Origin of the sequence: Bradyrhizobium sp. AUGA SZCCT0177 (assembly GCF_018130125.1) — a bacterium.
GTDB lineage: Bacteria > Pseudomonadota > Alphaproteobacteria > Rhizobiales > Xanthobacteraceae > Bradyrhizobium.
Window position 1 is genome coordinate 99,661 of sequence record NZ_JAFCMA010000003.1, and the last position, 24,940, is coordinate 124,600.

At 59.8% G+C, this 24,940-nt stretch carries 19 protein-coding genes and 1 tRNA gene; 9 read left to right on the top strand and 11 right to left on the bottom strand.

Annotated features, from left to right (window positions below):
• Positions 1 to 12: 12 nt before the first annotated feature.
• The 4 genes from JQ597_RS04610 to JQ597_RS04625 all read right to left on the bottom strand — a co-directional run bounded on the left by JQ597_RS04610 (position 13) and on the right by JQ597_RS04625 (position 5,968).
• Complete coding sequence (locus JQ597_RS04610; RefSeq protein ID WP_212263067.1) at positions 13 to 276, bottom strand: hypothetical protein; 264 nt, start codon at positions 274 to 276, stop codon at positions 13 to 15.
• 330 nt (positions 277 to 606) lie between these two features.
• On the bottom strand, positions 607 to 2,016 hold the full coding sequence (locus JQ597_RS04615) for an ankyrin repeat domain-containing protein (protein WP_212263068.1): 1,410 nt from the start codon (positions 2,014 to 2,016) through the stop codon (positions 607 to 609).
• Between the two features lie 276 nt (positions 2,017 to 2,292).
• On the bottom strand, positions 2,293 to 4,479 hold the full coding sequence (locus JQ597_RS04620; RefSeq protein WP_212263069.1) for a hypothetical protein: 2,187 nt from the start codon (positions 4,477 to 4,479) through the stop codon (positions 2,293 to 2,295).
• Between the two features lie 1,018 nt (positions 4,480 to 5,497).
• Complete coding sequence (locus JQ597_RS04625) at positions 5,498 to 5,968, bottom strand: hypothetical protein (protein ID WP_212263070.1); 471 nt, start codon at positions 5,966 to 5,968, stop codon at positions 5,498 to 5,500.
• 100 nt (positions 5,969 to 6,068) lie between these two features.
• On the opposite strand from JQ597_RS04625, the gene JQ597_RS38440 reads away from it, so the two are divergent.
• Both JQ597_RS38440 and JQ597_RS04635 read left to right on the top strand, forming a co-directional pair.
• Positions 6,069 to 6,347, top strand: coding sequence for a helix-turn-helix domain-containing protein (locus JQ597_RS38440; RefSeq protein ID WP_502754259.1), 279 nt, complete (start codon positions 6,069 to 6,071; stop codon positions 6,345 to 6,347).
• Positions 6,348 to 6,792: 445 nt separating this feature from the next.
• Entirely contained in the window at positions 6,793 to 8,091 is a 1,299-nt protein-coding gene (locus JQ597_RS04635) for a DUF2130 domain-containing protein (protein ID WP_212263242.1), read from the top strand.
• Positions 8,092 to 8,632: 541 nt separating this feature from the next.
• On the opposite strand, the gene proA is transcribed toward JQ597_RS04635, so the two are convergent.
• A complete protein-coding gene (proA, locus tag JQ597_RS04640; RefSeq protein ID WP_212263072.1) occupies positions 8,633 to 13,387 on the bottom strand; it encodes an anti-phage protein ProA in 4,755 nt (1,584 codons plus the stop codon).
• A 415-nt stretch (positions 13,388 to 13,802) separates the two neighbouring features.
• Between proA and JQ597_RS04645 the strand changes: the two genes are divergently transcribed.
• Entirely contained in the window at positions 13,803 to 14,036 is a 234-nt protein-coding gene (locus tag JQ597_RS04645) for a hypothetical protein (RefSeq protein WP_212263073.1), read from the top strand.
• Between the two features lie 486 nt (positions 14,037 to 14,522).
• On the opposite strand, the gene JQ597_RS04650 is transcribed toward JQ597_RS04645, so the two are convergent.
• From JQ597_RS04650 to JQ597_RS04670, 5 genes are read right to left on the bottom strand one after another with little or no spacing between them, the layout of a single operon-like run.
• A complete protein-coding gene (locus tag JQ597_RS04650) occupies positions 14,523 to 15,047 on the bottom strand; it encodes a ubiquitination-like system serine protease family protein (protein WP_212263074.1) in 525 nt (174 codons plus the stop codon).
• Positions 15,044 to 16,516: a hypothetical protein gene (locus JQ597_RS04655; RefSeq protein ID WP_212263075.1), complete on the bottom strand. Its 1,473-nt coding sequence runs from the start codon at positions 16,514 to 16,516 to the stop codon at positions 15,044 to 15,046. The genes JQ597_RS04650 and JQ597_RS04655 overlap by 4 nt, the downstream gene beginning before the upstream one ends.
• Positions 16,509 to 17,822, bottom strand: coding sequence for a ThiF family adenylyltransferase (locus tag JQ597_RS04660; protein ID WP_212263076.1), 1,314 nt, complete (start codon positions 17,820 to 17,822; stop codon positions 16,509 to 16,511). The genes JQ597_RS04655 and JQ597_RS04660 overlap by 8 nt, the downstream gene beginning before the upstream one ends.
• Positions 17,823 to 17,845: 23 nt before the next feature.
• Complete coding sequence (locus tag JQ597_RS38445; protein WP_502754245.1) at positions 17,846 to 18,229, bottom strand: E2/UBC family protein; 384 nt, start codon at positions 18,227 to 18,229, stop codon at positions 17,846 to 17,848.
• Positions 18,230 to 18,231: 2 nt separating this feature from the next.
• Positions 18,232 to 18,507: a multiubiquitin domain-containing protein gene (locus JQ597_RS04670; RefSeq protein WP_212263078.1), complete on the bottom strand. Its 276-nt coding sequence runs from the start codon at positions 18,505 to 18,507 to the stop codon at positions 18,232 to 18,234.
• 178 nt (positions 18,508 to 18,685) lie between these two features.
• Here JQ597_RS04670 and JQ597_RS04675 point away from each other — a divergent pair, with 178 nt between their 5' ends.
• Genes JQ597_RS04675 through JQ597_RS38225 form a run of 3 tightly spaced genes read left to right on the top strand, consistent with a single transcriptional unit; the run spans position 18,686 to position 20,903 of the window.
• Positions 18,686 to 19,018 (top strand): helix-turn-helix domain-containing protein, encoded by a 333-nt coding sequence (locus tag JQ597_RS04675; protein ID WP_212263079.1) that lies wholly within the window; start codon positions 18,686 to 18,688, stop codon positions 19,016 to 19,018.
• Positions 19,015 to 19,524 carry an ImmA/IrrE family metallo-endopeptidase gene (locus tag JQ597_RS04680; protein ID WP_212263080.1) on the top strand — a complete coding sequence of 170 codons (510 nt, stop codon included), beginning with the start codon at positions 19,015 to 19,017 and terminating at the stop codon, positions 19,522 to 19,524. The genes JQ597_RS04675 and JQ597_RS04680 overlap by 4 nt, the downstream gene beginning before the upstream one ends.
• Positions 19,525 to 19,535: 11 nt before the next feature.
• Positions 19,536 to 20,903, top strand: a complete 1,368-nt coding sequence (locus JQ597_RS38225) for an exonuclease domain-containing protein (protein ID WP_212263081.1) — start codon at positions 19,536 to 19,538, stop codon at positions 20,901 to 20,903.
• Positions 20,904 to 21,135: 232 nt separating this feature from the next.
• Here the strand turns inward: JQ597_RS38225 and JQ597_RS04690 are convergent.
• Positions 21,136 to 21,210 (bottom strand) — tRNA-Glu (locus tag JQ597_RS04690).
• A gap of 557 nt (positions 21,211 to 21,767) precedes the next feature.
• Between JQ597_RS04690 and JQ597_RS04695 the strand changes: the two genes are divergently transcribed.
• Genes JQ597_RS04695 through JQ597_RS04705 form a run of 3 tightly spaced genes read left to right on the top strand, consistent with a single transcriptional unit; the run spans position 21,768 to position 24,881 of the window.
• Positions 21,768 to 22,220 carry a (2Fe-2S)-binding protein gene (locus JQ597_RS04695; protein WP_212263082.1) on the top strand — a complete coding sequence of 151 codons (453 nt, stop codon included), beginning with the start codon at positions 21,768 to 21,770 and terminating at the stop codon, positions 22,218 to 22,220.
• Positions 22,221 to 22,222: 2 nt separating this feature from the next.
• Positions 22,223 to 24,541, top strand: coding sequence for a xanthine dehydrogenase family protein molybdopterin-binding subunit (locus JQ597_RS04700; RefSeq protein ID WP_212263083.1), 2,319 nt, complete (start codon positions 22,223 to 22,225; stop codon positions 24,539 to 24,541).
• A gap of 55 nt (positions 24,542 to 24,596) precedes the next feature.
• Complete coding sequence (locus tag JQ597_RS04705; protein ID WP_249147370.1) at positions 24,597 to 24,881, top strand: hypothetical protein; 285 nt, start codon at positions 24,597 to 24,599, stop codon at positions 24,879 to 24,881.
• Positions 24,882 to 24,940: the final 59 nt, after the last annotated feature.

Consider the following 24,940-nt stretch of genomic DNA (forward strand, 5'->3'; position numbering starts at 1 on the left):
GTGCTCGATCGTCTAATTTCGCACCGTCGTTGTTCCACAAAATTTATTCGCGATCGCCGGATTTTTAACCAAGCCGCAGCACTGGGACTTTCGCTCCTCTCCTGGAAGATTGCACTGTTTGGCAATCGATTCGCTGAGCCCGACCGCCTCCCCAGTATCGTGCAGGTCGAACCTCCGATTCTTACCGCGATCAGCGGCGGCAGTTTTACTGTCATAGATCACCAAATTGATTGCTCCAATAGCATTTGCACCCAATGCCTCGTGGCGCGCTGTCACCAAGGGAAATCCCTAGTTGTCGGGCAGTGGCCCGCGGCTCAAAGTTCAAAACTTCCAAGTTACAGCCAATCTTTCTTTAGGAGCGGAACATGAGGTACGCATCCCTGCTATTCATCGTATTGCTCTCTACCTCCACCGTGCAGGCCGTCGAGCTTTCCTCGAAGGCGCCGTTGGCTATGTGTGAGAAAACCTCCAGCCCCGATGCAAAGTCCTTGCGATTCGCTCAGAACCGCTCGCCGCGGTGCTGCGGTCAATGTACGGACACCAACAACCGCTCGGGCTGCTGGATGCAAATAAATGGGCAAAACTACTGTTCGGCCTGCTGATTCATCAGCGATTGCTCCCGCGCGCTCGATCGAGTAGCGACTTCAACTCTTTCCCATCGTCGCGGCTCTGGATGAAGGAATAGGCGTCCTTTCCGTCACGATCGAGGACGTTGAGTTGCGGTTTGCCGTCGAGCACCGATTGGATCACGCCCAGGTCGAATCCGGTCTCGATGGCGCGCATCAGGATTGTCCTGCCATTCTCTCCCATGAAAGACGAGTCCGCACCGTTCTTGAGAAGGATCTGTAGAATCTCGCCGGCTTTGCGCGTCACCCTGTCTTTCTCGGAAGCATCGTCACTGGCGACGAAGCGCAAGGTGAGTGCCTCGTCGATCGCGCCATTGCCCCAGTACTCGAGGAAGTCACTGCCGTAGAGTTCCTTTCCGCGACCGGCCAGGTAGGCGACAGCCTCCGGACGATGCGATCTGACAGCCAAGACCAGCGGCGTTTCGCCCGATTTGTTTCGAGCAATAATTGCGTCCTTGGCCTTCAATTGCGCACCGTTCGCGAGCAATGCCTGCAGCGAGGGCGTATCGCCGCGCGCCGCTGCTTCGTGCACGGCCAAATTTCCACCCTCATCGAGGGCGGTCGCATCGGCGCCATGCTGAAGAAGAGATTTGAAGATCTGTCCCTGTTTCAGATTGATTGCGATCTTAAGAGCGTCGATGCCATCGACGCCGCCCCATCTCGATGCGATTGCCGCCTTCGCGTTGACATCGGCTCCAGCCTTGATCAGGAGTTCCGCGATGTCCGGTTTGCGTTCGATGAGAGCGATCATGAGAGCGGTGCGTCCCGGCCAGACGACAGTTCCCGGAAGCTTCTGCTCTCTGGCGTTCCGATCAGCCCCACGGGACAGCGCGCGCTTTACTTTCTCGACGCTTCCGCCGACGACGGCATCGAGCAACGCCTGGTCGGACCGTTTGACCGCCTTGCGATAGGGCTCCGCCAGGAAACAAGACATTGCGGCCTGGCCCGTCATGATGCGGGGAAGAGCGGCCCGGCGGTTGGTGAACTCAGGAAGGATGGTATTGAAGGCCAGGCTGACAGGGACGAGGTGCCTGATGTTGCAAGATTCGCCTCGTCGAGCGCCGGCTTCAATCAACGCCGTGATGACTTCCTTGTCTCCCAAAAGCGTCGCCATCGTCAGAAGCGAAAGATCGTATTTCTCATTCTGATAATTTATGAAAATCACCGCGTTGGGATCCGCGCCGGCGATGAGGTCGCGAAACTTGGGATCGGCGGACATGATCGCCTTGGCGAGTTCGATGCTCTGACGGTCTTGGGCCTCATCCCTGGGTCTCTCTTTCGAGACGACCGCCTTATCTGCCGCTGCAACCTCGCCGTTCGGACACGAAATCGCAACCACGAGAATCGCAGTGGCAAACGCCCGCCGAACCATGGCGGTTATTTTCCGCATTGATCTTCCTTCTTTTTCATCTCCTGGTAGATGATCTTACATTCGTTGCACTTGGCCGCACAGCTTGCCGAACCCGTCGGACATTTGTCGCAGGCGGGCGGCTGCCCGAATTTGGGGGCGCACTCCTTCGCATACTGCTTGCTGAGGTCTGCCAATTGCTCCGCGCAAGTAAGCGACTGTGGATCCCTCGTCTGTGCCAAGCAGGCCGAAGCGCACAGGACCGAGATAACCAGTATCGAAAGGAAACGCAGCATGTATTGTTCTCCTATGGGCGGTTCATTCGACGCCCAACTGCTCCGCGATGACCTTTTTCAGGCAATCCGGCGAAATTTCACCGTCGGCCGAAGGCGCGGCCCCGCAGCGGGACCGGGTACCCAATTGGTTCGAAATCAATAGTCTTGTTACGGGGGACAACCGCCAACCCAGTGGCAACGGGTATCCCAAACCGTCGAGATCGAAGCGAAACAGCTTTTTGGCTATTCCGGTCGATGCTTTTGCGGATCGTGCCACCAGCAATTCGGCCCGTGATGTTTCCAAAGGCGCGCGCGCGTTTCTGGTACTCATCATGGTGGAGATTGGCGAGAGCCATTCTCCGAACCCGGCAAAAGACCCCAAGTCGAAGCGCTTAGAATTCAGTGTGATGATGTTGATCTCGATCTTCTCCCGGAAAGGTCGAAGTTTGGGATCAGCTTCGACGGCGGCCTCTAGAGAGCTGAGGAGATCGAGAGCGGTAGCCAGTCCCGAATTCTCGAAATATCCGCCGTCGACTACTCTCACCTTTACCGGCTTCTTGTCCTTCGGCCCTACGTCTTCGAAGTATCCTGCGGGGGTTACCCAAGGGAAACGCGAACTGAGGAACGCGGCCGTGCTGACCGAAATATTCGGCACGAATTTGGGAAAGCGGCGGGCGAGTTCCGTATCGCTCCAGATCGGCACGAATGAGGTTTCAATACCCTCGAATTCAAACGGAGCGATTATACGCCGCTGCCCAGAATTTACCTCGGTGGTATTCAGAACAAGCGCCGGGGCGGGTGACCGCGCTGGCTGCCAAAGACTTGTGAAAGACGACGAAAGTGGAAGCGTCAGTTTGTCGTTTGTACCGCGTAGACTTCTAAATTGGTTCGACGCCATTATTTTCTGCCAGGACTGTTCGAGTCCAAGCTCGAGCGATTGCGCTCGATCAAAAGGCGGGACGGCGATCGGAAGTATCTGCTGGAATGCGTCGGGGAAAAGGAAGCTGCCGAGAAGCGGCGTGAGGTAGTCTTCACTCAACAACTCGTCTGTGGCGTCCTGAAAAATCGGGGAGGTATCGTTAGTCTTGCGGCAGGGGCGCCCCCCAATCACGTTTGTTACCCCCGCTTCGCTGGCCTGATGAAGGAGCGAGGCGAATACCGATCCACCGACGCTTCCTCCCGAGACGCCGCTGATCGCGAAAATATGTCGTCCGAAATTGGGGCAATCGTCCTGGACGGTCGCCAAGAAGCTGGCTGCGTGGTAGGCGGCATAAATGCCCCCGCCTTGGGCGGCGACAATGTATATCGGGTATTTTTTGCTCGTGAAAGCGCTCAGGTCCGCCGAACGAGCTTCCAGCCAGGTTCGAAATTGGTCACGAACCGTGGTCCTCGAAGGCGGACTTTGATTCGGAAGCGTACGTACTCGATGGTCATCGTTCAGATCGAACGCCGAGTACAATAGCGCCGCCAGAACAATGCAGATTATGATCGGAAAGCCTCGACGTCGACCTTCCGTCCCCAGCCACGAGAGCCAGAACCCGGCGAGAAAGAGAGCCATCGCGAGCAACGGAACCGGCATTAGAGCTCTAGCAACGACTATACGCGTGCCCGAGATTGCAAACGCGGCGATGAGAAGCATGGTCGCGACCATCGCAGCCGTCGCCAAGTACGAACGCCCAGAGCCCATGGCCGCTCCGCGCGAGTACCGGGACACGATCGCGAGAAGGAGAATTCCGGAGGCGACCGCCAGGACACCAAATGCAAACGACGAATAGAACAGATAGTCGTCGAAGCGCATGATGTTGGACGCGAAGCGGTCGGCGATGGGTGCCACCTGCTCGGCGGTACCGGCGCCGTCGAGGACCAGATAGTCGAGTCTGGCCTGCATGAGAGCCGACCGCACTGGACCGAGCGCCGCATCGTCGATCCTGGACCAGAAAATGCCGACGGCTGCGCCGACTATGGGGAATTGAGCGACAGCCATTGGTACCAGCGGACCGGCTGCCGGGCCTGCACCCGTCGCTGGCGGCCCGTAGATTTGGTCCAAGTAGAAGAGTCCCCAACAGAGCAGCACCAGAGCAATCGAAGATAGGGTTGGTTCGATCCAGGCCCGCGGAACGCCAATAGCGATCGCCTCGGCCATAGACCGATAGATTTCATGCACTTGCGGGGGGAATGCCAGGATGAAACCGCAGGCCAACGCCATCAGGACCGTCTGGCTTCGCTTCAACGTAGCCTCCTCAAACCGCTTAGCGCCACCGCTCCCGCGGCTGCGATGTTCAACGACGAGACGGGGTCGATGAGCTTGCCGCTCGGTACCGACGATCTTGTCACGGCCGGCGCACGCGTCCGCCTAGGGGGGTCCCTAGGACAGGGTCCGATCGCACGAGATCTTTCGGACCTCAAGGACGGACTTAAGCACCTCCGGAGTGTCGAATTCTGCGTTGTCGTCGCCCGCAACACAAGGTCGCGCGGTGAGCAAGGGTTTACCAGCCCTCCTTGCGTCACCAGGACGAATTCATTCTGGCTTGCAACGGGATCTGAACGACGCGGCCACCAAAAGCTCCCTCACAAGGAAATGCGCAAGCCGTTCAGGCTGCATGCCGTCCAGGTAGGCGATCGATCTCGCGCCGTCGACGATCACCGTGATGCGGTCACCGTTTATGCGGTACAGGCATTTCCAGATCGTCCGTTCGAACTCGTGGTCGAACCTGACGGACGCGCTCGGCCTAGCTATTTTGGCTCTATCTCGCTCTCGCACGGTTTGTTCTCTTGTGACATGATTGTGTGAGCGACCTCGTTGGCGCCTGGTCGCCTTGTGTCGATCGCAGCAATCTTGCAGGGAGTGGCCGCGCTGATCCGAAATACGAGGAGTTCCGATACCGTTCGTTCGCGCCCCGTGCTGTCGGAGACCGTGCGCCAGATCCTCAGAACAGCGGATCTTGGTTGCCCCTTGTCGACCCGCCACTCGATGAGATCACCAAAGACCTTGTGCGCTCCGCGCCAAGTGTAACGCGAACGCGCTGTGCGCTCATACGGGAGTCTGATACCGAAACCCGCAACATTCCCTTCGTCGAAGAATTCGGCCACGTGGCCCGCTGGGCCGGGGCAACTCCAGGCGCCCAAACTCGTTCGGGATCTGTCCGCGCAGATCTTGCCCGCGGTCGACGTGTACATGAAGCCGTCTGCCTGTGCGCAAACACTCGTGGCAACCAAAAGCGTTGCAGCGAGAGCGGATACTGATGCCGTCATATCCGCACGGCCTCCGTCGGAAGCGGCGGTGGCAACCGACCTTCCCCCTCTTTGAACATCTGCTGGCGATCGTTCTGTAAATCGAGCGCCAAGAGGCAGATACCGCCTAAGAGCAGTATCAGGCCGATGCCAAAAATTGGAATAGTCAGGATCCCGTAGACGATCTTGAAGAGACCCGTCTTCAAGCGGAGGTTATGGCGGTCGATTACGGCGAGCCCGTCGGCTCTCACCCCCCAGAGCTGGCACCTGAAGACGTTGTTGCCGTTGAACAAACGGTCGACGTAAAAGCGTCCGCTTATCCCGAGTTCGAGGACAGCGCCGACGTCGTTGCAGACCGCGACCTTCTCGATCATCGTTCGCCGCCCCGATGCGGCGGTTATCACGACGTAGGCGTAGATCATGACGTTGTTGTCGAAGACGTTTTGACCCAACGCCGTCACCGTACCCTCAACTTTAAACAGATTCACGACGATCCTCCATGTAGAACCAGCCGAACTTATGGTTCGCCCGGTAAATATATGATAAATCACATGGACCGAAATCGACCTATTGCCCGACCGTGCCCCCATGGCTCGGTCGGGATTCGAAAAGAGATTTCCAACGCGGGACTCGGTAGCCACCAAAGCTCTGGCTGCGAACGTCCGGCGGCTCAGGAAGGAAAAAGGGTGGACGCAAGACGTCCTGGCCGCCGAGATTGGCGTCGAGCAGGGCGTCATCAGCCGGATCGAGAACGGCCGCGCGAACCCGACTCTTCAAGTTCTCGAAATGCTCGCGGCGACGCTGGAAGTGCGGATCGAGCAGCTGTTCGAGGTTCAACCGAAGTCAAGGCGTGTCAAAGATCGCTAGAGATTTCGGCCATCCAGAATATCGCGTGGAAGGGGCATGCTGCACTGGGCCGGTCCAAGGACGGGCATGACAGATCTCCCGATCGATTGCTTCGACCGAAAGGCGGCTCCTGATCGGGCGAGTATCGCCTTACTCCCGTCCTCCCGTCGCACGCCGCGCATTGAGGTCCGCCAAGACAGTCTCCTGTGCTGACAGACGACGACTTTTTTCTTCTATATCAATGAGTTACGTCTCAGCTCGAACAGCACCCAAGCTGAAGCCATTGAATATTTGTTCTTGATATGTTCACATGCTCGGCGAGATTGTGCGGCAGCATCCGCATCGAACGGACAGACACTGCGACGAACTCGATGAGGTGTGGACATCGCTTCCAGGTCGCATCGAAGACATGGCGAAGCAGGCCATGGCGGGGCTAATGCCGCATGGATTGAACGACCAGAGAATCATGACCTTCAAAGCGACAGCATCCGACGCGCATGAACCGGTGGTTCGATGCCCCAACTGCAGTCACGACATAAGGCTGACCGAATCACTGGCAGCCCCCCTGCTGGAGGAGAATCGCCGGCGCTTTCAGGAGCAGATCGCGCAAAAGGATGCGGAGGTTGCCCGCAAGAGCGAAGTGCTGCTCAAGGAGCGGGACGATCTGGCAAGGGCGCGGGATCAGGTCGAAGAGCAAATAAAGCAGCGGCTCGCCGTCGAGCGAAATCAGTTAATTGCAGCCGAGGGCAAAAAGGCGCAGGAGGCAGCAGCCGTTGAACTCCAGGCGAAGTCCACCGAGGCCGCCGAACTTCGCAGGACGCTCGAGGCCAACAACGTCAAGCTCGCCGAGGCGCAGAAGGCGCAGGCCGACGTATTGCGAAAAAAGCGCGAACTCGATGACGAAAAGCGGGAGCTCGACCTTACGGTCGAGAAGCGTGTGCAGTCCTCCGTCGAGGACGTCCGCGTCAAGGCTCGGCAAGAGGCCGACGATGCCGCCAGGCTGCGGATTTCGGAAAAGGATCACACCATCGAATCCATGACGCGGACCATCGAGGAGCTCAAGCGCAAGGCCGAACAGGGCTCCCAGCAGACGCAAGGCGAGGTGTTCGAACTGGAGCTCGAGGAGATCCTTCGCGGCAGGTTTCCTACCGACATGATCGAACCGGTCGCCAAGGGAGAACTCGGCGCTGATGTCGTGCAGCAGGTGAATGAAGCCAGCGGGCAGCCGGCCGGCATCATTCTTTGGGAAACCAAACGCACCAAGAACTGGAGCGATAGTTGGCTCGCCAAATTGCGCGAAGACCAGCGCCGCTGCGGCGCCGACGTCGCACTGATCGTCTCCCATGCGCTTCCCAAGCACGTCGAGTATTTCGATCTTATCGACGGAGTTTGGGTTGCGCATCCCCGTTGCGCGCTTCCCGTCGCCGTATCGTTGAGGCAGGCGCTGATCGCTGTATCGAACACGCGCTTGGTCCAACAGGGACAGCAGACCAAGATGGAGCAGGTCTACCAGTATTTGACGGGTACGAAATTCAAGCAGCGTGTCGATGCCGTCATCGAGAAGTTCAACGATATGCGGGACGACCTCGACAAGGAACGCAAGTTCATGATCTGCCAATGGGCGAAGCGCGAAACGCAGATACTTTCCGTCGTCGAGTCGACCGTCGGAATGGTCGGCGACCTACAGGCGATCGCCGGTAAGGCAATGCCCGAGATTCCCAGCCTGGATCTTCCACTCCTTGAAATATCGGACGCGGCCGAATGAAGAAGCGCGTCCGGCTGTAGCGAGCCACTTTTTCGAGGGAACCAGTCCCTTGCTTAGCCGTTGAGGGCGCTCTAATCGAAAATTTCCATGGCCGAGATCAACAAGGTTACGCGGGCACAGGTTGGGCTTGTAACTAAACCCGGCCGATACTTGCTGCGATTCGGGTGGTTAACCGTAACGGCGGATGATCTTTGGGTTTGGGAAAATTACCCGAGCGCGGCCTTCACGCTTGTCAGAATGAGTGCGATCCCAGATGAGGTTGACGAGTTTCGGCTCGGCTTATTTGAGCTTCGAACGAGATCCAATTATTCGGAAAGTGAGAAGTAAACTCGCAGGCCTGCATTATCGTCCCAACGAGCGACGTTTCCATGAGCACTCCGCCGTGCACCTCATCAAAGGTGTCGATTGCTGATGTGGAGAAGAAGCTGGGTTATTCGCGGAGCTGAACGCGGCCATTCGAGGTCGCGACCTCTTCCCACATGAAGAGTGCGTTACGTCCGCGCCAGTAGTAACCAAAGCCAGGGCGCCGGCAGCCCCGGCTTCAAGTCATGAGCGGTTCCGGCTCCGCTCGCGTCACGAGCGGACCGTCCAATCGGAGACTTCCCGTTTCTAGAAGCTCCGCGAGCGCCTCCTCCACCACTTCGCGCAGTTGGGAGCTGGTGGATCCGAATCCGAAGAGTCGCGCCACCGCCTGTACGAGCTGATCGCGCTCCGCTCCGAAATTTTCCTCGACCACCTGGATGATAGCGGCCATCACCTCCTCAGGCGGCAGGATTTCCGGCCTGCGCAGCGTCTGCGACTCGACATCTCCCCGACTTCGAACGACTACCGTTTGACCCGGAATGACGTAGAACGGACCGCCCGCGATGTCGCCCTTGCGCTTCGCGGCCTTGATTGCTGCCTTTACAGCATCGCGGATGCGGTTGCCGGTACGGGCCAAACCCCAGGCAGATCTGATCCTTACGACGATTTCCGACTCGTGGATGGGACCTTCGACGGTGACGACGCCAACGACGTGCTCCATCATCTCCGAAACCGCTGTCTCGTGCGGATCTACCTGCCTTCGGACGGAGACCTTCGCTTCTTCGTAAGGCGGTGTTCCGGCCTTCTCGGTTGGCCCGACGACCGCGGTGACGACCTCGACCTCCGCCTCCTCGTGCGACGTAAACCGGATGGGGACGGCGGATGCGGAGTCCGCGGCCCGTTCGTCGGTTTCCCGCCAACGAGCTTTCGCCGCTTCGATTGCCTGAACGACCTTGGCCGTCTCTTCATCCGGGCGCAGGAACCAATCCGTCGACCAAATACGATGCAGCACCCAACCGTGCGCTTCGAGAACGTACTGCCTCAGTCGATCCCTATCTCTCGCCGAGCGTGACGAGTGGTATTGAGCACCGTCGCATTCGATACCCAACACGAAACGACCAGGCTTCTCGGTATCAGCCACCGCCAGGTCAATGAAGAATCCAGCGGTGCCGATCTGCGTCTTCACGTCGTAGCCCTGGGCAGTCAAGCGAGCGGCAACCTGTTCCTCGAAAATCGAATCGGCGCCGCGTCCGGTTTCTTCCGCAATGCCGAGCTTTCCGGTCTGGGCGAATGATAGGAACATCTTGAGTGCCGCAACGCCCCTTCCCTTGGATCGCGACAGGTCCACATCGTCGCCCGTGATCGATGCGAAGACCTCGCAACGTAGCTTCGCCCTGGAGATCAACACGTTGAGACGACGCTCGCCGCCCTCGGAGTTGAGCGGCCCGAAGCTCATCGAGAGGAATCCCTCTTTCGTCCGACCGTAGCCTAGGGAAATGAATATGACGTCCCGCTCGTCGCCCTGGATGTTCTCGAGGTTCTTGACGAAGAACGGCTCGCTGGTACCGCGACTGAAGAACTCCTCCGTATCCGGATTTTCCTTCCGCAGCAGTTCCAGTTCGTCTTGTACGGCCTGGCGCTGCGCGACAGAGAAGGTGGCAACGCCCAGCGTTCTATCCGGCGTCTCCCGGGCGTGACGGATTACGGCCTCAGCGACGATCCGCGCTTCCTTAGGATTCGTGCGAGTGTTTCCCCGATCATAATGCGCATCCGGAAGATAGTGGAACTTGAGGCCCATGCCGGCAACGGCGTCGTAAGGGCTCGGCACAATGAAAAGTTTGTTGTCGTAGAATTGCTTGTTCGACACCGCTATCAGCGATTGATGCTTACTGCGGTAGTGCCAATTCAACATCCGGTGCGGTAGGCCCTTTGCCAGGCAAAGGTCCAAAATGCTTTCCGCATCCTTGGCCTGGAAGGTGAGTTCATCATCCTCATCGCGGTCGTCGTCGTTTCCAGTCAACTTGGCGAAGAAGCGGGTCGGCGGCAATTGGCGCTCGTCACCAACGACCACCATTTGACGGCATCGCGCGACGGCGCCGAGGGCGTCGACCGGTTCGATTTGCGACGCTTCGTCAACGACCAACAGGTCGAATGAGATCGAACCTGGCTTAAGGAACTGCGCCACGGATAGCGGGCTCATCAGGATGATGGGCTTGATCTGCTGGATGACGGGACCGGCGCGCTCCAGGAGCTGGCGGATCGGCAGATGATTGCGTTTCTTGGCTATCTCTCCGTTGAGAACCCCCAACGGACCGATGCCCCCGGCGTTTCGCGGCAACCGCGAAGCGTGCTCGTAGGCGATCTGGTCCCGCGCGAGCTTCATCCGTTGAAGATCGAGCTTTCGGAAACTCTCGACCAGCCGGCCATGCACTTCGCCGTCGAATTTCCTGAGTTCGGGATGGGCTGCGAAGATTACAGTGCGCATCGCTTCGAAATAAGCACGGTCGAACGTCGCTACTAACGAAGATCCCGCGAGCGAACCGTTGAGCAGACCTTCACCAAGGGCGCCGAGGCCTTTTTCCTCCGCAAGGCGAAGGCGATCCATGAATGCGATCCAGCGGGTCACGCGTTCGGGCGATTTCCGCCAATCGGACACAAGTTCGACAAGACTGGCCACGGGCAGATCGGTGCCGGTTCTCATTGGAATACGGGACGCATCGAGTTGCAGGAAATCAAGCAGGTGGTCGACACCGGACCTCGCCGACCGAAAATCGTTCTTGAACGCCTCTAGCGATCTGTTGTCATCCGCCGACAAAGTCACGCGCGCCAGACGTTCGCGTACGCCCTGAACCCCATCTTGCGGAAACGTCGCCCACCAGGCGCTCAGGTTTCGCAGCTTTGCCCAATCGGATCGTTCCTTACGCCATGCGCCGCCGAAGGCTGCTCGTCCCGAGGCTTGCACTTCCTCGAACAATCGGCGCGCGGTTTGAGCGGCAATCAATCCGTCTATCAGCAGCAAACGCTGCTCTACCGCTTTCGGCATCTCAACATTCAGGTAAGAGCTCAGAAGCGCGACCTGCGCCCGGTAGCGCGAACTGAAGAAGCGGAATAGCGACCGCCCTTTTTCGGCGATGACACTCCGGCACTCGCCGATCGATGCGTTCCAAGCCGCCTCGACGAACGCAGAGTCAAATGCCGTCTTTAGTCTCGCGAAGCGCTCGCCCTTTTCGACTATCTCCGTGACGTCGTTGGCGTGATCCCATATGGGATCACGGAAGGCCTCACGATCGCATTCCGGCATTGCGGCGGCCGCTTCCACGAACGTCAGCAGTCGCTCCACTTCGCCGAAAGTCTGCGGTCGCGGAAGATCGAACAACCCGCACGCGCCCTCGATGCTGGTGTTTAGCCTGGTCAGGTCGCCGGCGACCGTCTCTAACGACCGCCGTAGCGCATCCATTTCCGAGGGGTCGAGGGCCTCCCTGCCGACGCCGCGCCACGGATGCTGGTGTGGTGGACCGTCCGCAGCGATCCTTTCCGTTATCTCTTCAACCAGTTCACGCCGCTTTTCACGGTCAAGCGGTGACCAAGTCTCGGGATCTATCAACGGCCGATCGGGCTCACCGGAGGATTCCCTCGTCCGAATAAGGTTGCCCAGCATCTGGAATGGCGTCAGACCGCTCGGCTTGTGCAACGCATGCATCATCTCGGCGTGGCGATTGAGCTCGTCGCGGCTGTCCGTCAACCGCTGCACCAGGGTCGCCTCTCCGCGCGGCGTCGGTGCTGCCGCGCTCCGCGCGCGCTTCAGTTCCTCCAGAAGTACCCGCTTGTTGGCTTTGCTTGAGTGAAGCTCCAACGCAAGGGATGAGAGTCCAGCGTCCCTCAGACGCCGATGCACGACGTCCAGCGCGGCCATTTTCTCCGCGACGAACAGCACAGTGCGTCCCTGAGCTGCCGCCGCCGCGATGATGTTCGTGATGGTTTGCGACTTTCCCGTCCCCGGGGGGCCTTTGATGACGAGATGGCGCCCGCGCGCCACTTCCTCGATGGCGACGGTCTGGGACGAATCGGCGTCGATCACATGGTTCATCGCAATCGGCTGGATCACCGGGTCGATCTTGCCGTCGTCCGCGACGATCGGATCAGGCGACTCGAAACCGTCCTGCAGGAGACCTCGGATCAGAGGGTTGAGATCCAATCCGCTGTCCGCTGGCCAATTCTCGGGGTCGAGATCGCGGTACATAAGGAACTTCGAAAAGGAAAAGAACCCGAGCACCATGGCGTCCGGATCGACCTGCCATCGCGGCTTGCGCGAGACCGTCGCGGCGACGCCATTCAAATAAGCGACGATATCTACGTCGTCCTCGTCGCCGAAATCCTCGATCTTCAACCCGAACTCACCCTCCATCTTCGCTTGGAGCGACAGATTCGGAGAGGGAGGCTCCGAGCGCCAAACGAGGTGGAACCGGTCGGCAGCACTGCTGCGCTCGAGGCGCACTGGGAGGAGCACCAACGGTGCAAAGCGCTCGATGTCCGACTTGTCGTCTTCGAACCATTTCAATAGTCCGAACGCCAGGTAGAGAATGTTGACGCCCTGCTCTTCTTCCAGAGTGCGGGCGTCGTACCAGATGTCGAGAAGGCGCTTTTGAAGCCCCTCCGAAGACAGCCTGGTCTGCAGCCGCTTGTCGGAATGACGCGACTGGAGGCTGCCGTCGGTACTTTCGTCGTTGAGTGCCGGCTGCGCGGCCTTGCCGGGGGAGTTCTCGCCTTTGACCTTCGATTGGGAATCGGTCTCCTCGATCGCTGCCGGCAGGAAAGTAAAACGCTTTCCCTCGCCCAGGATCCGGAAGACTTCGGCGGATTTCTCGTCGACAATCTCGATGGCGCGGATGTTTTTGGTCCGCAGCGGAATGTGGACGAGCCTATTTCGCGTGCCCAAGTCGAGGAGCGCACGCCTGTCCGCCAAAAGCCTGTCCCGGATCGATATGCCCGCCAAAATAACCCCCACGCACCCTTAAACCAAAGATTGCAGGACTGAAAGGCATTTGGTCAAGCTGGCCCAGTTATGCTCTCAAATAGGCCGTCGGGGCCAACCGATCTAGAACGAATAGCACGCGTTGAAATTGTTGCTTGGTCAGGACGAGCAATATCTTGGCGTTCACCGCAAAGGCTAGTCAGGTGGACACAGACGGCAGTGATCTTTGCGAAATTCGAGAGTTAGCTGCTGAGCTTCGAGAGGCGATCGAGCGCTGTCCACGCGAACGTTTGCCCATCACCTTTGCCGATTTCCCCCGTGGTGCCTGTGGCGACGCAACGCTGCTATTAGCGAAACGCCTCGCAAGAAACGGTCACACCAGATTTGTCTACGTTCTACGGAACGGGGGTCTCACGCATGGTTGAGACATGGCGCCTTGATCGTCGATGTCATGGCGGATCAATTCGGAGATCAGTTCCAACCAGTCATGGTCGATACAATGTCAAACTGGCATGCCACGTTCGATCTTGATCCGGACGATCAGCAGCACCCGGCAAATTTTGAGGAGTACGACAGGGCCACTGTTGTGACGCTCGCAAACGCCTACGTGGCGCTCGTGGAGCAAGTGCTCCGTAGCTCTATGCAAAGGTTAAATTCGGATCGTCTCTAATTCCAAAATTTACGAACTGGCCGTCGCCGCGCCGATGCTGAGGAGCAACGCGATGCGACCATGCGGCCCGCGCCTTCTACGATTTCTGGAACAGCGGCGATGACGCTTTGCCGAGCAGGCTTTCGCCACCGTCACTAGCGCCCGGCTGTCCACACGGACCCGAAGGCTCTGCCTTCGCTTCGCGCCAGTTCCGCGCCGCCGTGCCCGACCTCACAGCGCCGTTGAGAAGATGATCGCCGGCGACTATGTCACCGTGCGGTAGTGTCTCAGTTTGAAACTTCGCAATGCTTTCGCATGGGCGGCAAGGCGCGGGCGGCGGGCACCGCGCAAGCGGGCCCGGTGAAAACGGGTTCAGATTGCCGGCCAGGCATCTCCGAACGCAGGATTGGTGGTGACGATGATCGGAGGCGCACTGCGCCATCACCCCTGGATGCCGGAGCCAGCCCTGATGGGCGCCGTCCGATCGCAAAGTCGGAGCCTTATTGATCAGGCCAGTGCAAACCAATCGCGTTGTTTGAGACCGCCAGAAACAGCCAATCCCCGTCGGACCAACGCGTGCCCTGCACGCATTACCTCCCATGCAATTTCATCGAGTTCGGCGGCAATTTCCTCGGTACTCCGCAAAGTGTTCTTGCGAAGGGCGGTGAGGACGCGTCGCTCCAACAAAACGCCATCGTACGCGGGCTCCACGTTCCCGCCTTCGAAGCGATCGCACCACAGTATTTTTCCGCGCCAAACGATGAAATGGCTACCGCAGCCTCCTTCGCGCCAGACCGATGGAAAGATGGTGACGTTTCCACCTCGCGTATCGAGCCGCCAGGCCTTTCCTGCACGAGGGTCCAGATTCACCACCAAGGTTTCTCCGCAGCCATCAGGGCAACTCATCAGAACGGACCGCAGCGCACCGCGACGCACGAAAACCGCATCGCCGGGCCTCTGAAGCAGACTCTCGCCCTGGTCGCGATACTCCGCTTCTCCGCGTAGCTGCACCGATCTCGCTGGATTCGTCATGCGTTTGCTTTTCCTTCAAGATCTTCCGCCAGCCGCGCCGCGACGACGAACCCTTTCGTCCGACGGTAGCGATCGGCGGCCGGCCCGTCGTCCCATTGACATCGCCGGAGAAGGTGAACTGCCACTGCGGCCTGATATTCAGTCCCGCAGGACTGTGCAGCGATCCCCATTCGCCTTAGCTGTCTGACGACTGTAGACATCCAGCAGTGCTTCGCGGTCGGCTCGCAAGGGCCCGGAGGATGAATGAAAGTTCCTGGAGCATAAAGACGCTCGATCTCGGCCCACCATGCCAAATCCTCGTATGCGTTCGGATCGCACTCCGGTGGCAGCTGGAACGCGAACCACGTTTCGAGAGCGGCCAGATCAACCGTGAGAGGCGCTTCCCGCAAAACCGACGCCAGATCGATCAGAATTGCCTGACCATTTCGCACGCGAACGTTTTCGCCGTGAAGGTCGCCATGAGCGGGGGCCATACGATAACGTTGTTTCAGACCGCATAACCGGTCCCAAATTTCGTTGGGCCCGATCGCGACGCCATCGCGCAACGCCGCCTCGGGATAGCGAGGGTTGACGTTTTTTGGATTACAAAGGCCCGCCATGGCCCTAGCGACCGCGCCCTCGACAGGATCGTTTGCGTAGGCTTGATCCCTCCAGCCACAAAGCGTCTCTTCGATGAGCGAGGTGACAGCTTGGGCGGCGACGCTGCGACGGGTCAGATCCCACAAGGATTCTGACCGGTCGACGAAGTTGCCGACCAAGAGGCTGCGTTCCGTGCCTGTGATCATGTCGTGTATATTCGGCCTGAGACCGAAAGGGATAAACCTGTCGGCGTACTCGTCGTAGTTCGAGTACTCTCGCGCAATTTTGTCACGTCTATCGAGCTTTGCGAAGGCCGGTTGAGGCCAGACACCGGCATTCGAAGTTGCCACGGTCATGTGAACCGCAAAAACACGAGCATCGGAACGACCTCCAGTCAACTCGACCAAGGTGATGCTGCTGCAATGCCAGAATGCGCGCTCGAACAGCGCCTTGTCGGCATCGCGTACCGGCTCCCGATTGTCGGCGAACTTGATTTTCAGGTCCATCCGCGGCTTGGGGCCCGCATCGTGCCGCGCCGCGCCTTCCGCGAGGGCGTGCGCCGGCGGATCGGTTCGTGCCACGACGCCGGGAATGCCAAGGATCTCGGCGGCAAGGCGTTGCAAGCGGCCCATAGCCGCATCATCGCTCGCAACCAGGTACACCGTGACGTTATAATCCACTAGCATGCGGGCGTGGCGCCGGGCGAGCGATACCAAGAAATCTGGCACATCAATCCCAAACCAGAAAATGGCGGCGCATGCGCCGGCAGGCTCGACAGCATGTTCGAGACCGCAATGGCGTAAGCTCAAACTTCTCTGTTCGAACTCGCGTCGGACCTCATTGATCGGTTCCGCGCCGAACCATAGAACTTCGCGGCGATTTTCAATCATGGCGGGTCGCCGGCCGGATCGGTAGCGGCCAAAAACTTCCCTTGGCCAGCGCGCCGGCGTGTGAGCAGACCAGGCAGCCGTGCACAATTCGAGCGGTGGTCGGCCTAACCGTACCTCGGATGCCGTCATATAGCTGGAAGCGGGAGTTTGCCGGCATCGGCGTGACCGCCCCCAAGAACATCGTTACGGCAAGAGAAGCCATCGTCGAGTTGATCGACATGACGGCAGGCTGCGGCTCATGAGCACCCAGCAAGTACGGATCCGCCGCGCGCTGTTCGGGAGTCAGCATTTCTCGTCGGATCTGTTCGCCATCGAGCGCGCCGGTGCAAGTCAGGCAAGGCAATCCCGGCGAAAGCATCTGTGTGCGGCCGGTTATGTGCGTGACGGCGCCGTCGCGTACCGTGACGCTCACGCCCATATCGATGACCGGTACGAGATGCTGGTAGGCGAGCTGACCGATCACCGCCCTGCTCGCATGCGAGTCGGTGCACAAGAAGAGGAAATCGAGCTTCGTCAGTTCGTGCGCGACGTCCTCCTCCACAACATCGCGGTCCAGCCGTCGGACCCGCGCGGCAGGAGCGACGGTACGAATGCTGCGCTCCGCGACTAGGGTCTTCGGCTGCCCAACGTCGGCGATACCCGCACAGGCCAAGCGATTGAGGTTTGTCGGCTCGACAACGTCAGGGTCCACTAGCGTGAAATCCGAAACACCGAGATGCGCCAGTTGCTGCACCAGCACCGACCCCGTACCACCAACCCCCACGACTCCGACTCGTAACGAGGCCACGATGCGCTGGCCGGATGAACCGAATGCTCGGACTTGACGATCGTGGAGGGCCTCCGCGGCCACCGCGAAAACGTTGGACGACCGGGATACCAGCCGCTTGCCTACGTCCCAAACCGGAATGTCTGTTTTGTGGCCCAGCCGGCGAGCGCGACACCCGTCCGGTCCGATAACCATTGCCAGGTGGACGCCATTCGGAACGCGACGATCGAAATAGTCCGCGAGCGCGATCTCCCCATCGTCATCGATCGGCGAGAAGCGGGGGAATCCGGTTTCCATGGGGTGCGTATGCACGAGAACCACGCTGTCACGGGCCGGGCGCGCCTGGTTCGCTACCTCGACAAGGTATGCAGCACGCAATACTGCCGAGATCGCGTCGCGCCGTACATATGCACTATCCGGCACAGGCGTCGCAGCATGCGCGATCCACGTCCCCGTTGCCATCTCGTGCTTTGCATAGACGATGGCACAGCTCTCCACCGACCGATCCCCGAGGAGATCGCTGGCCAGATTGTCGAACATTGGACTGGCGAATCTGAGCCTGCTCACTGCAGACGCCTCATTCGCTCGACAATCGTGTTCATCCAACTCGAGAGCGTGTCTCGATTGGGATTCCATGGCTGGGTTAGATGCCAAGAGAACCACAAACCTGGAGCGCCGTCCTCGGGTATGGGATTGGCGTGGGCTGCGTTCATGGGCACGCGGTTTCCGTCGAGCATGAGGTCATGATCCGCCCAAAAGCAATCGAGGGCGGCGAACGGGTATCCCGGCGGTACCAGAAACCGGATTGAGGTCGCGGGCTTACTCCAGCCTGGTGGCAACCTAACGCTGGGGATCGTGACTAGGGTCGTGCCGCTGGGAAGCATTGTCGTCGCCACGTCACCGTAACGATCCCTTAGCTCGTCCAACTGGGCGTCCAGAGGGCCCATCTTCAGCCGAAGTTCGCCTTCGGGGCAGACGAGAACCGAAGGGGGCCCTTGTCTTTGTCCAGGGGCACCGATTCGCCGTCCGCGATGATCCTGTCCGGATCGTTGCCATGGCCCTCGAGCACCAGATCATGGCTGGGGTCCCAATCCGCGACGCGAGCCTTGATCTGAAGCCCGGTCAGGGACTCTTGGTCGGTCTCGTACTTTTTCCCGCTAACGAAGAAGGTAAACACCTGCTTCTTGGGGCTCTCCTTCGCCGTCTCGTGATTATCGGTCGCCATCATAGGCTCCTTTGAGGTTCAGGAGGCCGCAGTCACGACGACTTCCGTTGCTAAGATGCTACGCCGCCTTTGTGGCCAAAAGTTGGTAATCTAATATTAAATAAATGTAATGTTTGTAATAGAAACAAAATTGTTTGGCTGATTGACGCCGGAATCGAATTGAGATTCTCTAGCTACCATGGCTGATTTGGAAATTTATCGGATTGTCGGCGCCGAACTGGCGGCGCGGAGAAAGAAGTTGCGTCTTAAGCAAGCAGAAGTGGCCGATCAGATTGGCCTAACTAGAGCGTCACTCGCGAACATCGAGAGCGGCCGTCAGAAGCTGATGCTGCATCAAGTCTACAAGCTGGCGACCGCCCTCAAGGCCGACTCGATCATGGAACTCGTTCCGGCGAGCTTTTCGTTCGAGCAGGCGAGCGGCCCCGTGCGGCTGGTGGGTAGCGAGGTCAACGACGTGCAGAAGGCTCAGATCGAACAGTTTGTCCGCCGAAAAGCCGGAGTCGAGAAATGAGCGAGTTCGCGAAGGAGCAGGCGTGTGCGCTTGTCGAGAAACTCGGACTCAAGGCCCCCCCTGTTCCGGTGGAGAAGCTCGCCAGGGCGCTCGGTGTCAGGGTCGAATACAGTCCCTTCGACGACGAACTGTCAGGGATGGCATTCCTCCGCGAAGGCACGCCGATCATCGGCGTGAACTCAAATCACCATCCCAACAGGCAGCGCTTCACGATCGCGCACGAGCTGGGCCACATTGTCCTCCACCGACCGCATCTCGAGACGTCGGTCATGATAGACAAAAGCAGGAATTTCATCCCGCGAGATCCGACCTCGGCGCAGGGTACCGATCCGCTCGAGATCCAGGCCAACGCGTTCGCGTCCGAACTGCTGCTGCCGGCGAAGCTGATCCGACAGGCGCTGGCGGAGCGGCCGGGCGACCTGAACGACGACGATTACCTCATCGCCCTGGCCAAGCGCTTCAGGGTAAGTCTCACCGCATTCCAGTACAGGCTCGAGAACATCTAGGCGGCAACAGCGTGGCCTTCGTCTTTTACGATGTCGAGACCAGCGGTCTGAACAAGCGCTTCGACCAAATTCTCCAGTTCGCGGCCGTGAGGACGGGCGTCGATCTGGTCGAGACCGAGCGGTTCGAGACGCGATGCCGGCTGATGCCTCAAGTCGTGCCGTCGCCGAAAGCGCTGCATCTCACGAGAGCGGCGCTCGCCGACGTGACGGACACCTCGCGACCAACCCACTACGGCATGGTCTGCACCATCGCCCGCGTTCTCTCGTCGTGGTCGCCTTCCGTGTTTCTCGGCTTCAACTCCATCTCATTCGACGAGGAATTCCTCCGCCAGGCATTCTACCAGTGCCTGCATCCGATTTTCCTGACCAACACGAACAGAAACGCCCGTGCTGACGTTCTTAACCTTGTGCGTGCCGCCGGAACGCTACACCCCTCGGTCATCCGTCCGGGCGTAGGCGCGGATGGCGCGGATGTCTACAGGCTCGGCCCGCTCGCCGCCGCCAACGGCATCGCACCCGGCAAGACGCACGACGCCGCTCACGACGTCGACGCGACCCTTGGACTTTGCCGGCTGGTTCGGAGCGGCGCACCCGAGTTATGGTCAGCTTTTCTTCGCTTCTCCTCCAAGACTTCCGTCGTCGATTTCGTAAGGGACGAGGATGCCTTCGCATATTTCGATTTTTACGGCTCCCCGCGCGTCATGCACTTCCTGACCAGGGTGGGCATCAGTCCGCGGGACGGAAACGTCCACTACTGCCTCGACCTGACCGTTGACCTTGACGCACTGAGAAAACTCGACGAATCCGATCTGACGGAACGCATGAAGATCGAACCGCGACCTATCCGCCGGCTCAAGGTCAACGGCTCCCCGCTTCTTTATCCGTTATGGGACATCGAACAACCGCTGTTCGGCGAGACATCGGAAGCGGATCTGATGCGATCCGCATCCTCAGTCAGGGCAGACCCAGATTTCATGGAGAAACTGACGCGCGCGGCCGCGGCCGCCGAAAGGATCTACTTGCCCTCGGAGCACATCGAACTCCAGATCTACGGAGCCGGCTTTTTCTCCGACGCTGATCGCGAGCTGTGCAGACAGTTTCATTTGCGCGGGTGGGAGGATCGGGTTCGCTTGGTACAGCAGTTCGACGATCAGCGGTTGAGGCGTCTCGGTCGCAGGCTGATTTATTTTGAAGCCCCCCATCTGATCGACGCGACGGAGCGCCGCGCTATGGACGAGGATATCGCCGCAAGGCGGCGGGGCGATGGACGCCACTCCTCGCCGCAATGGACGACGGTGCCTAGCGCGCTTTTGGAACTGGAGTCGATCGGCGCCGAGATTTCGCAGGAATTCAGAGGAAGCTTCGCCGCGATCACGTAGCGATTTGCGCCCGGCATTCGACGGCGCCATACGAGGCGCGTCAGGCGCAGCAGATTGGGTCCGCTCGAGCCGTGGCGACGTTGAATGACCGCCCGCTACAAGCGCCCGCTCAGGGCGCTGAATCATTCCGACAAGCTTTGAGGGCGCGTGCGCTTTGAATACGAGAATGCGATTTCAGACGCGACACTAACTGGACACCCAGCTTTGTCAGGCCACTAACTATTTGAATTTATGGCGCTCCCTAGGGGAATCGAACCCCTGTTTCAGCCTTGAGAGGGCCGCGTCCTAACCGCTAGACGAAGGGAGCGTTGGCTTGAGGGAATAGCCGCGAAATCGTCCGGCTGCAAGGCGCTGAAGGCCATGGTTTTGCGTGATTTTGGCGGTCTGGCATCGAAATCAGGCTTCAGGGCGCCTTCAACTGAGCGATGGCGGCGGCCGAAGGGGCGAGCCGGTAGAAGACGGCCCCTGACAATCCGGAACTTAGTGAAGACTCAGCGCGCATCTGCTGTCGTTTCAACGCCGGTCGAATGAACTCGATCTCCTCCGTCGCCGGGCTTCCGCCGTGGCGAGGAAACCGGCCAACCGCCCGGCAGCCCTGCTTCTGACAAACGGCAAATCCAAAACACCTGTCTGTGAAGTCACCGCGTCGTTAACGTCTGATAGCATCGCGGCATTCCTGATGCCGAGGGCGCCTCGGCCAAATCGCGAAAGGACATCCGCAAACAGCAAATTGCCTTAACCAGATTGCCTTCACGAAAATTGCCTTTGGGGCAGGGAAACCCGCGCGGCGATCCGAGCGAATGGAAATGTGTTCCGGCTCGCGCCGCAAACAGATCAACAGCTTAAAAAGAGCGAGGGACAGCCATGATCAAGGTGAAGATAAACGGCCAGGAACAAAATTGGGATGGCGATCCGGATCTTCCGTTACTCTGGTTTCTCCGGGATGAGGTGGGACTGACGGGAACCAAATATGGCTGCGGCCAGGCCCTGTGCGGCTCGTGCACCGTCATCATCGACAAGCAGGCCGTGCGCGCCTGCATCACCTCGGTTTCCGACGTAGTCGGCCGCGACGTCACCACCATCGAGGGCCTGCACCCGACCGGCGATCACCCGGTGCAGAAGGCCTGGCGCCAGCTCAATGTCCCGCAATGCGGCTATTGCCAGACCGGCCAGATCATGCAGGGCGCCGCGCTATTGATGGACAATCCAAAACCTTCCCATGACCAGATCCGCGAAGCGATGGCGGGCAACATCTGCCGCTGCGGCTGCTACCAGCGCATCGAGAATGCCGTGCATCTCGCGTCAACGGGGGTGTGATCATGAATATCCTCACCAATCCCAAAAAACTCCGTGGCTTTGAGCGGCACCTCAAGGTCGAGAACGTTTCCCGCCGCAGCATCCTGAGGGGCCTCGGCATCGCCGGCGGCTTTGCGCTCGCGGCGCCCGTGATGTCACGCCCGGCTTTCGCCGCCTATGAGACCGGCGCATCGAAGATGCCGCACGGCACCGTGGTCGATCCACGCGTGTTCGTCTCGATCGCGCCCGACGGCATCGTCACCATCGTCGGCCACCGCGCCGAGATGGGAACCGGCGTGCGCACCAGCCTGCCGCTGATCGTCGCCGAGGAGATGGAAGCCGACTGGTCGCGCGTCCGCGTTCAGCAGGCGCCCGGCAACGAGGCCAAATACGGCAACCAGGATACCGACGGCTCGCGCAGCACGCGGCATTATCTGATGCCGATGCGCCAGATCGGCGCCTCGGCACGCTCGATGCTGGAGGCCGCCGCCGCCAAGCGCTGGGGCGTGCCGGCGACCGAGGTGAAGGCCCGCAATCACGAGGTGGTCCACGCTGCGAGCGGACGCAAGCTTGGCTTTGGCGATCTTGCCGCCGATGCCGCCAAGGAATCGGTGCCCGGCATCGAAGGCTTGAAGCTGAAGGACCCGAAGGATTTCCGCTATCTTGGCAAGGGCCAGATCGGCATCGTCGACCTCAGGGACATCACCGTCGGCAAGGCGCATTACGGCGCCGATATCCGTCTGCCGGGCATGAAATACGCCGTCATCGCCCGTCCGCCGGTAACCGGCGGCAAGGTGAAGTCGTTCGACGCGGCGGAAGCGATGAAGGTCTCTGGAGTCGAGAAGGTATTGGAGGTCAAGGGCTGGCCGTGGCCATCCAAATTCCAGCCGCTCGGTGGCGTTGCCGTGATCGCCCGCAACACCGGGGCTGCGATCAAGGGGCGCGACGCGCTGAAGATCGTCTGGGATGACGGCGCCAACGGCAAATACGACTCGGTCGCCTACCGGGCTTCGCTGGAAGAGGCCGCGCGAAAACCGGGACTGGTGGTGCGCAAGGAAGGCGACGCCGATGCGGCGTTGAAAGGCGCCGACAAGGTGATCGCGGCTGAGTATTATTTGCCGCATCTGGCGCATGTCAGCATGGAGCCGCCGGTCGCGGTCGCCGACGTCAAAGGCGACAGGTGCGAAATCTGGGCGCCGGTGCAAAGTGCCGGGGGCACGCGCGAAGACGTCGCCAAGACACTCGGCATCCCCGACGCCAACGTCACCGTCAACGTCACGCTGCTCGGCGGCGGCTTCGGGCGCAAATCGAAATGCGATTTCGCGATCGAGGCGGCACTGCTGTCGAAGGAACTCGGTGCGCCCGTGAAGGTGCAATGGACGCGAGAGGACGATGTTCGTCACGGCTTCCTGCACACCGTCTCGGTGGAACGCATCGAGGCCGGGCTAGACAAGAGCGGCAAGGTAATCGCGTGGCGGCACCGCAGCGTCGCCCCGACGATTGCCTCGACCTTCGCAGCTGGTGCGAAGCATGAGGCGCCGTTCGAACTCGGCATGGGACTGATCGACAATCCGTTCGAGATCGCCAACCTGCAATGCGAGAATCCGGAGGCGGCCGCGCATACCCGCATCGGCTGGTTCCGTGCGGTGTCGAACATCCCGCGCGCCTTCGCGGTCCAGTCCATGGTCGCCGAAATCGCTTCTGCTACCAAGCGCGACCCGAAGGACATGCTGCTGGAGCTGATCGGATCGCCGCGCCTCGTCAACCTGTCGTCGGTGAAGGACCCCTGGAACTACGGCGAGCCCTATAGCAGCTATCCGATCGACACCGCCCGCCTTCGCAAGGTGGTCGAGCTCGTCGCGGACAAGGGCGGCTGGGGACGGTCCGTGCCGAAAGGCCACGGGCTCGGCATCGCCGTGCACCGGAGTTTCGTCAGCTACATCGCGACCATCGTCGAGGTCGCCGTTGACGACAAGGGCAAGTTCACGGTGCCCAGGGTCGATACCGCGATCGATTGCGGAACCTATGTCAATCCGGAGCGCATCGAATCCCAGATCGAGGGCGCTGCGATCATGGGGCTGAGCCTTGCCAAACATGGCGAGATCACCTTCAAGGACGGCAAGGTGCAACAGGGCAATTTCGACGATTTCCCTGTGATCCGGATGGACGAGTCACCGCTGGTGACCCACGTCTATATCGTGCCGCCGGGGCCCGACACGCCGCCCAGCGGCGTCGGCGAACCCGGCGTGCCGCCGTTCGCGCCGGCGTTGATCAACGCGATCTTCGCCGCCACCGGAAAGCGCATCCGGAGCCTGCCGATCGGCAAGCAACTGGAGGCGTGACAAGGAACGTTAAAGGGCTGTGGCCGTTTTCATCGATCTGACAGGAGCTAGGTCGATGAAAATGTCGATGAAAATCACGATGGTGAGGTTAGGGACGCTCGCGGCAGCCATGCTGTCGGGCGTCCTTCTTTTTGACATGCAGGCAGCGAACGCCCAGACCAACGCCGCGCCGGACACAACGGCAACCCGGCCGGCAAAAACGCCGTCAGGCCAGACTTCGATTCCAAGCAGCGGGCCAGCAGCCACGACGACGCAAACCACCGGCGAAGCCAGCCGGGATCCGACCATCAAGCAGATGAACGAAACCGAAAAGTCGAAGGTCGATTCCAAGGGCAAATGACTTGAAATAGAAAGCGGCGGGTTGAACCCGCCGCTCTCCAGACCGCTCTATCCGCCGAT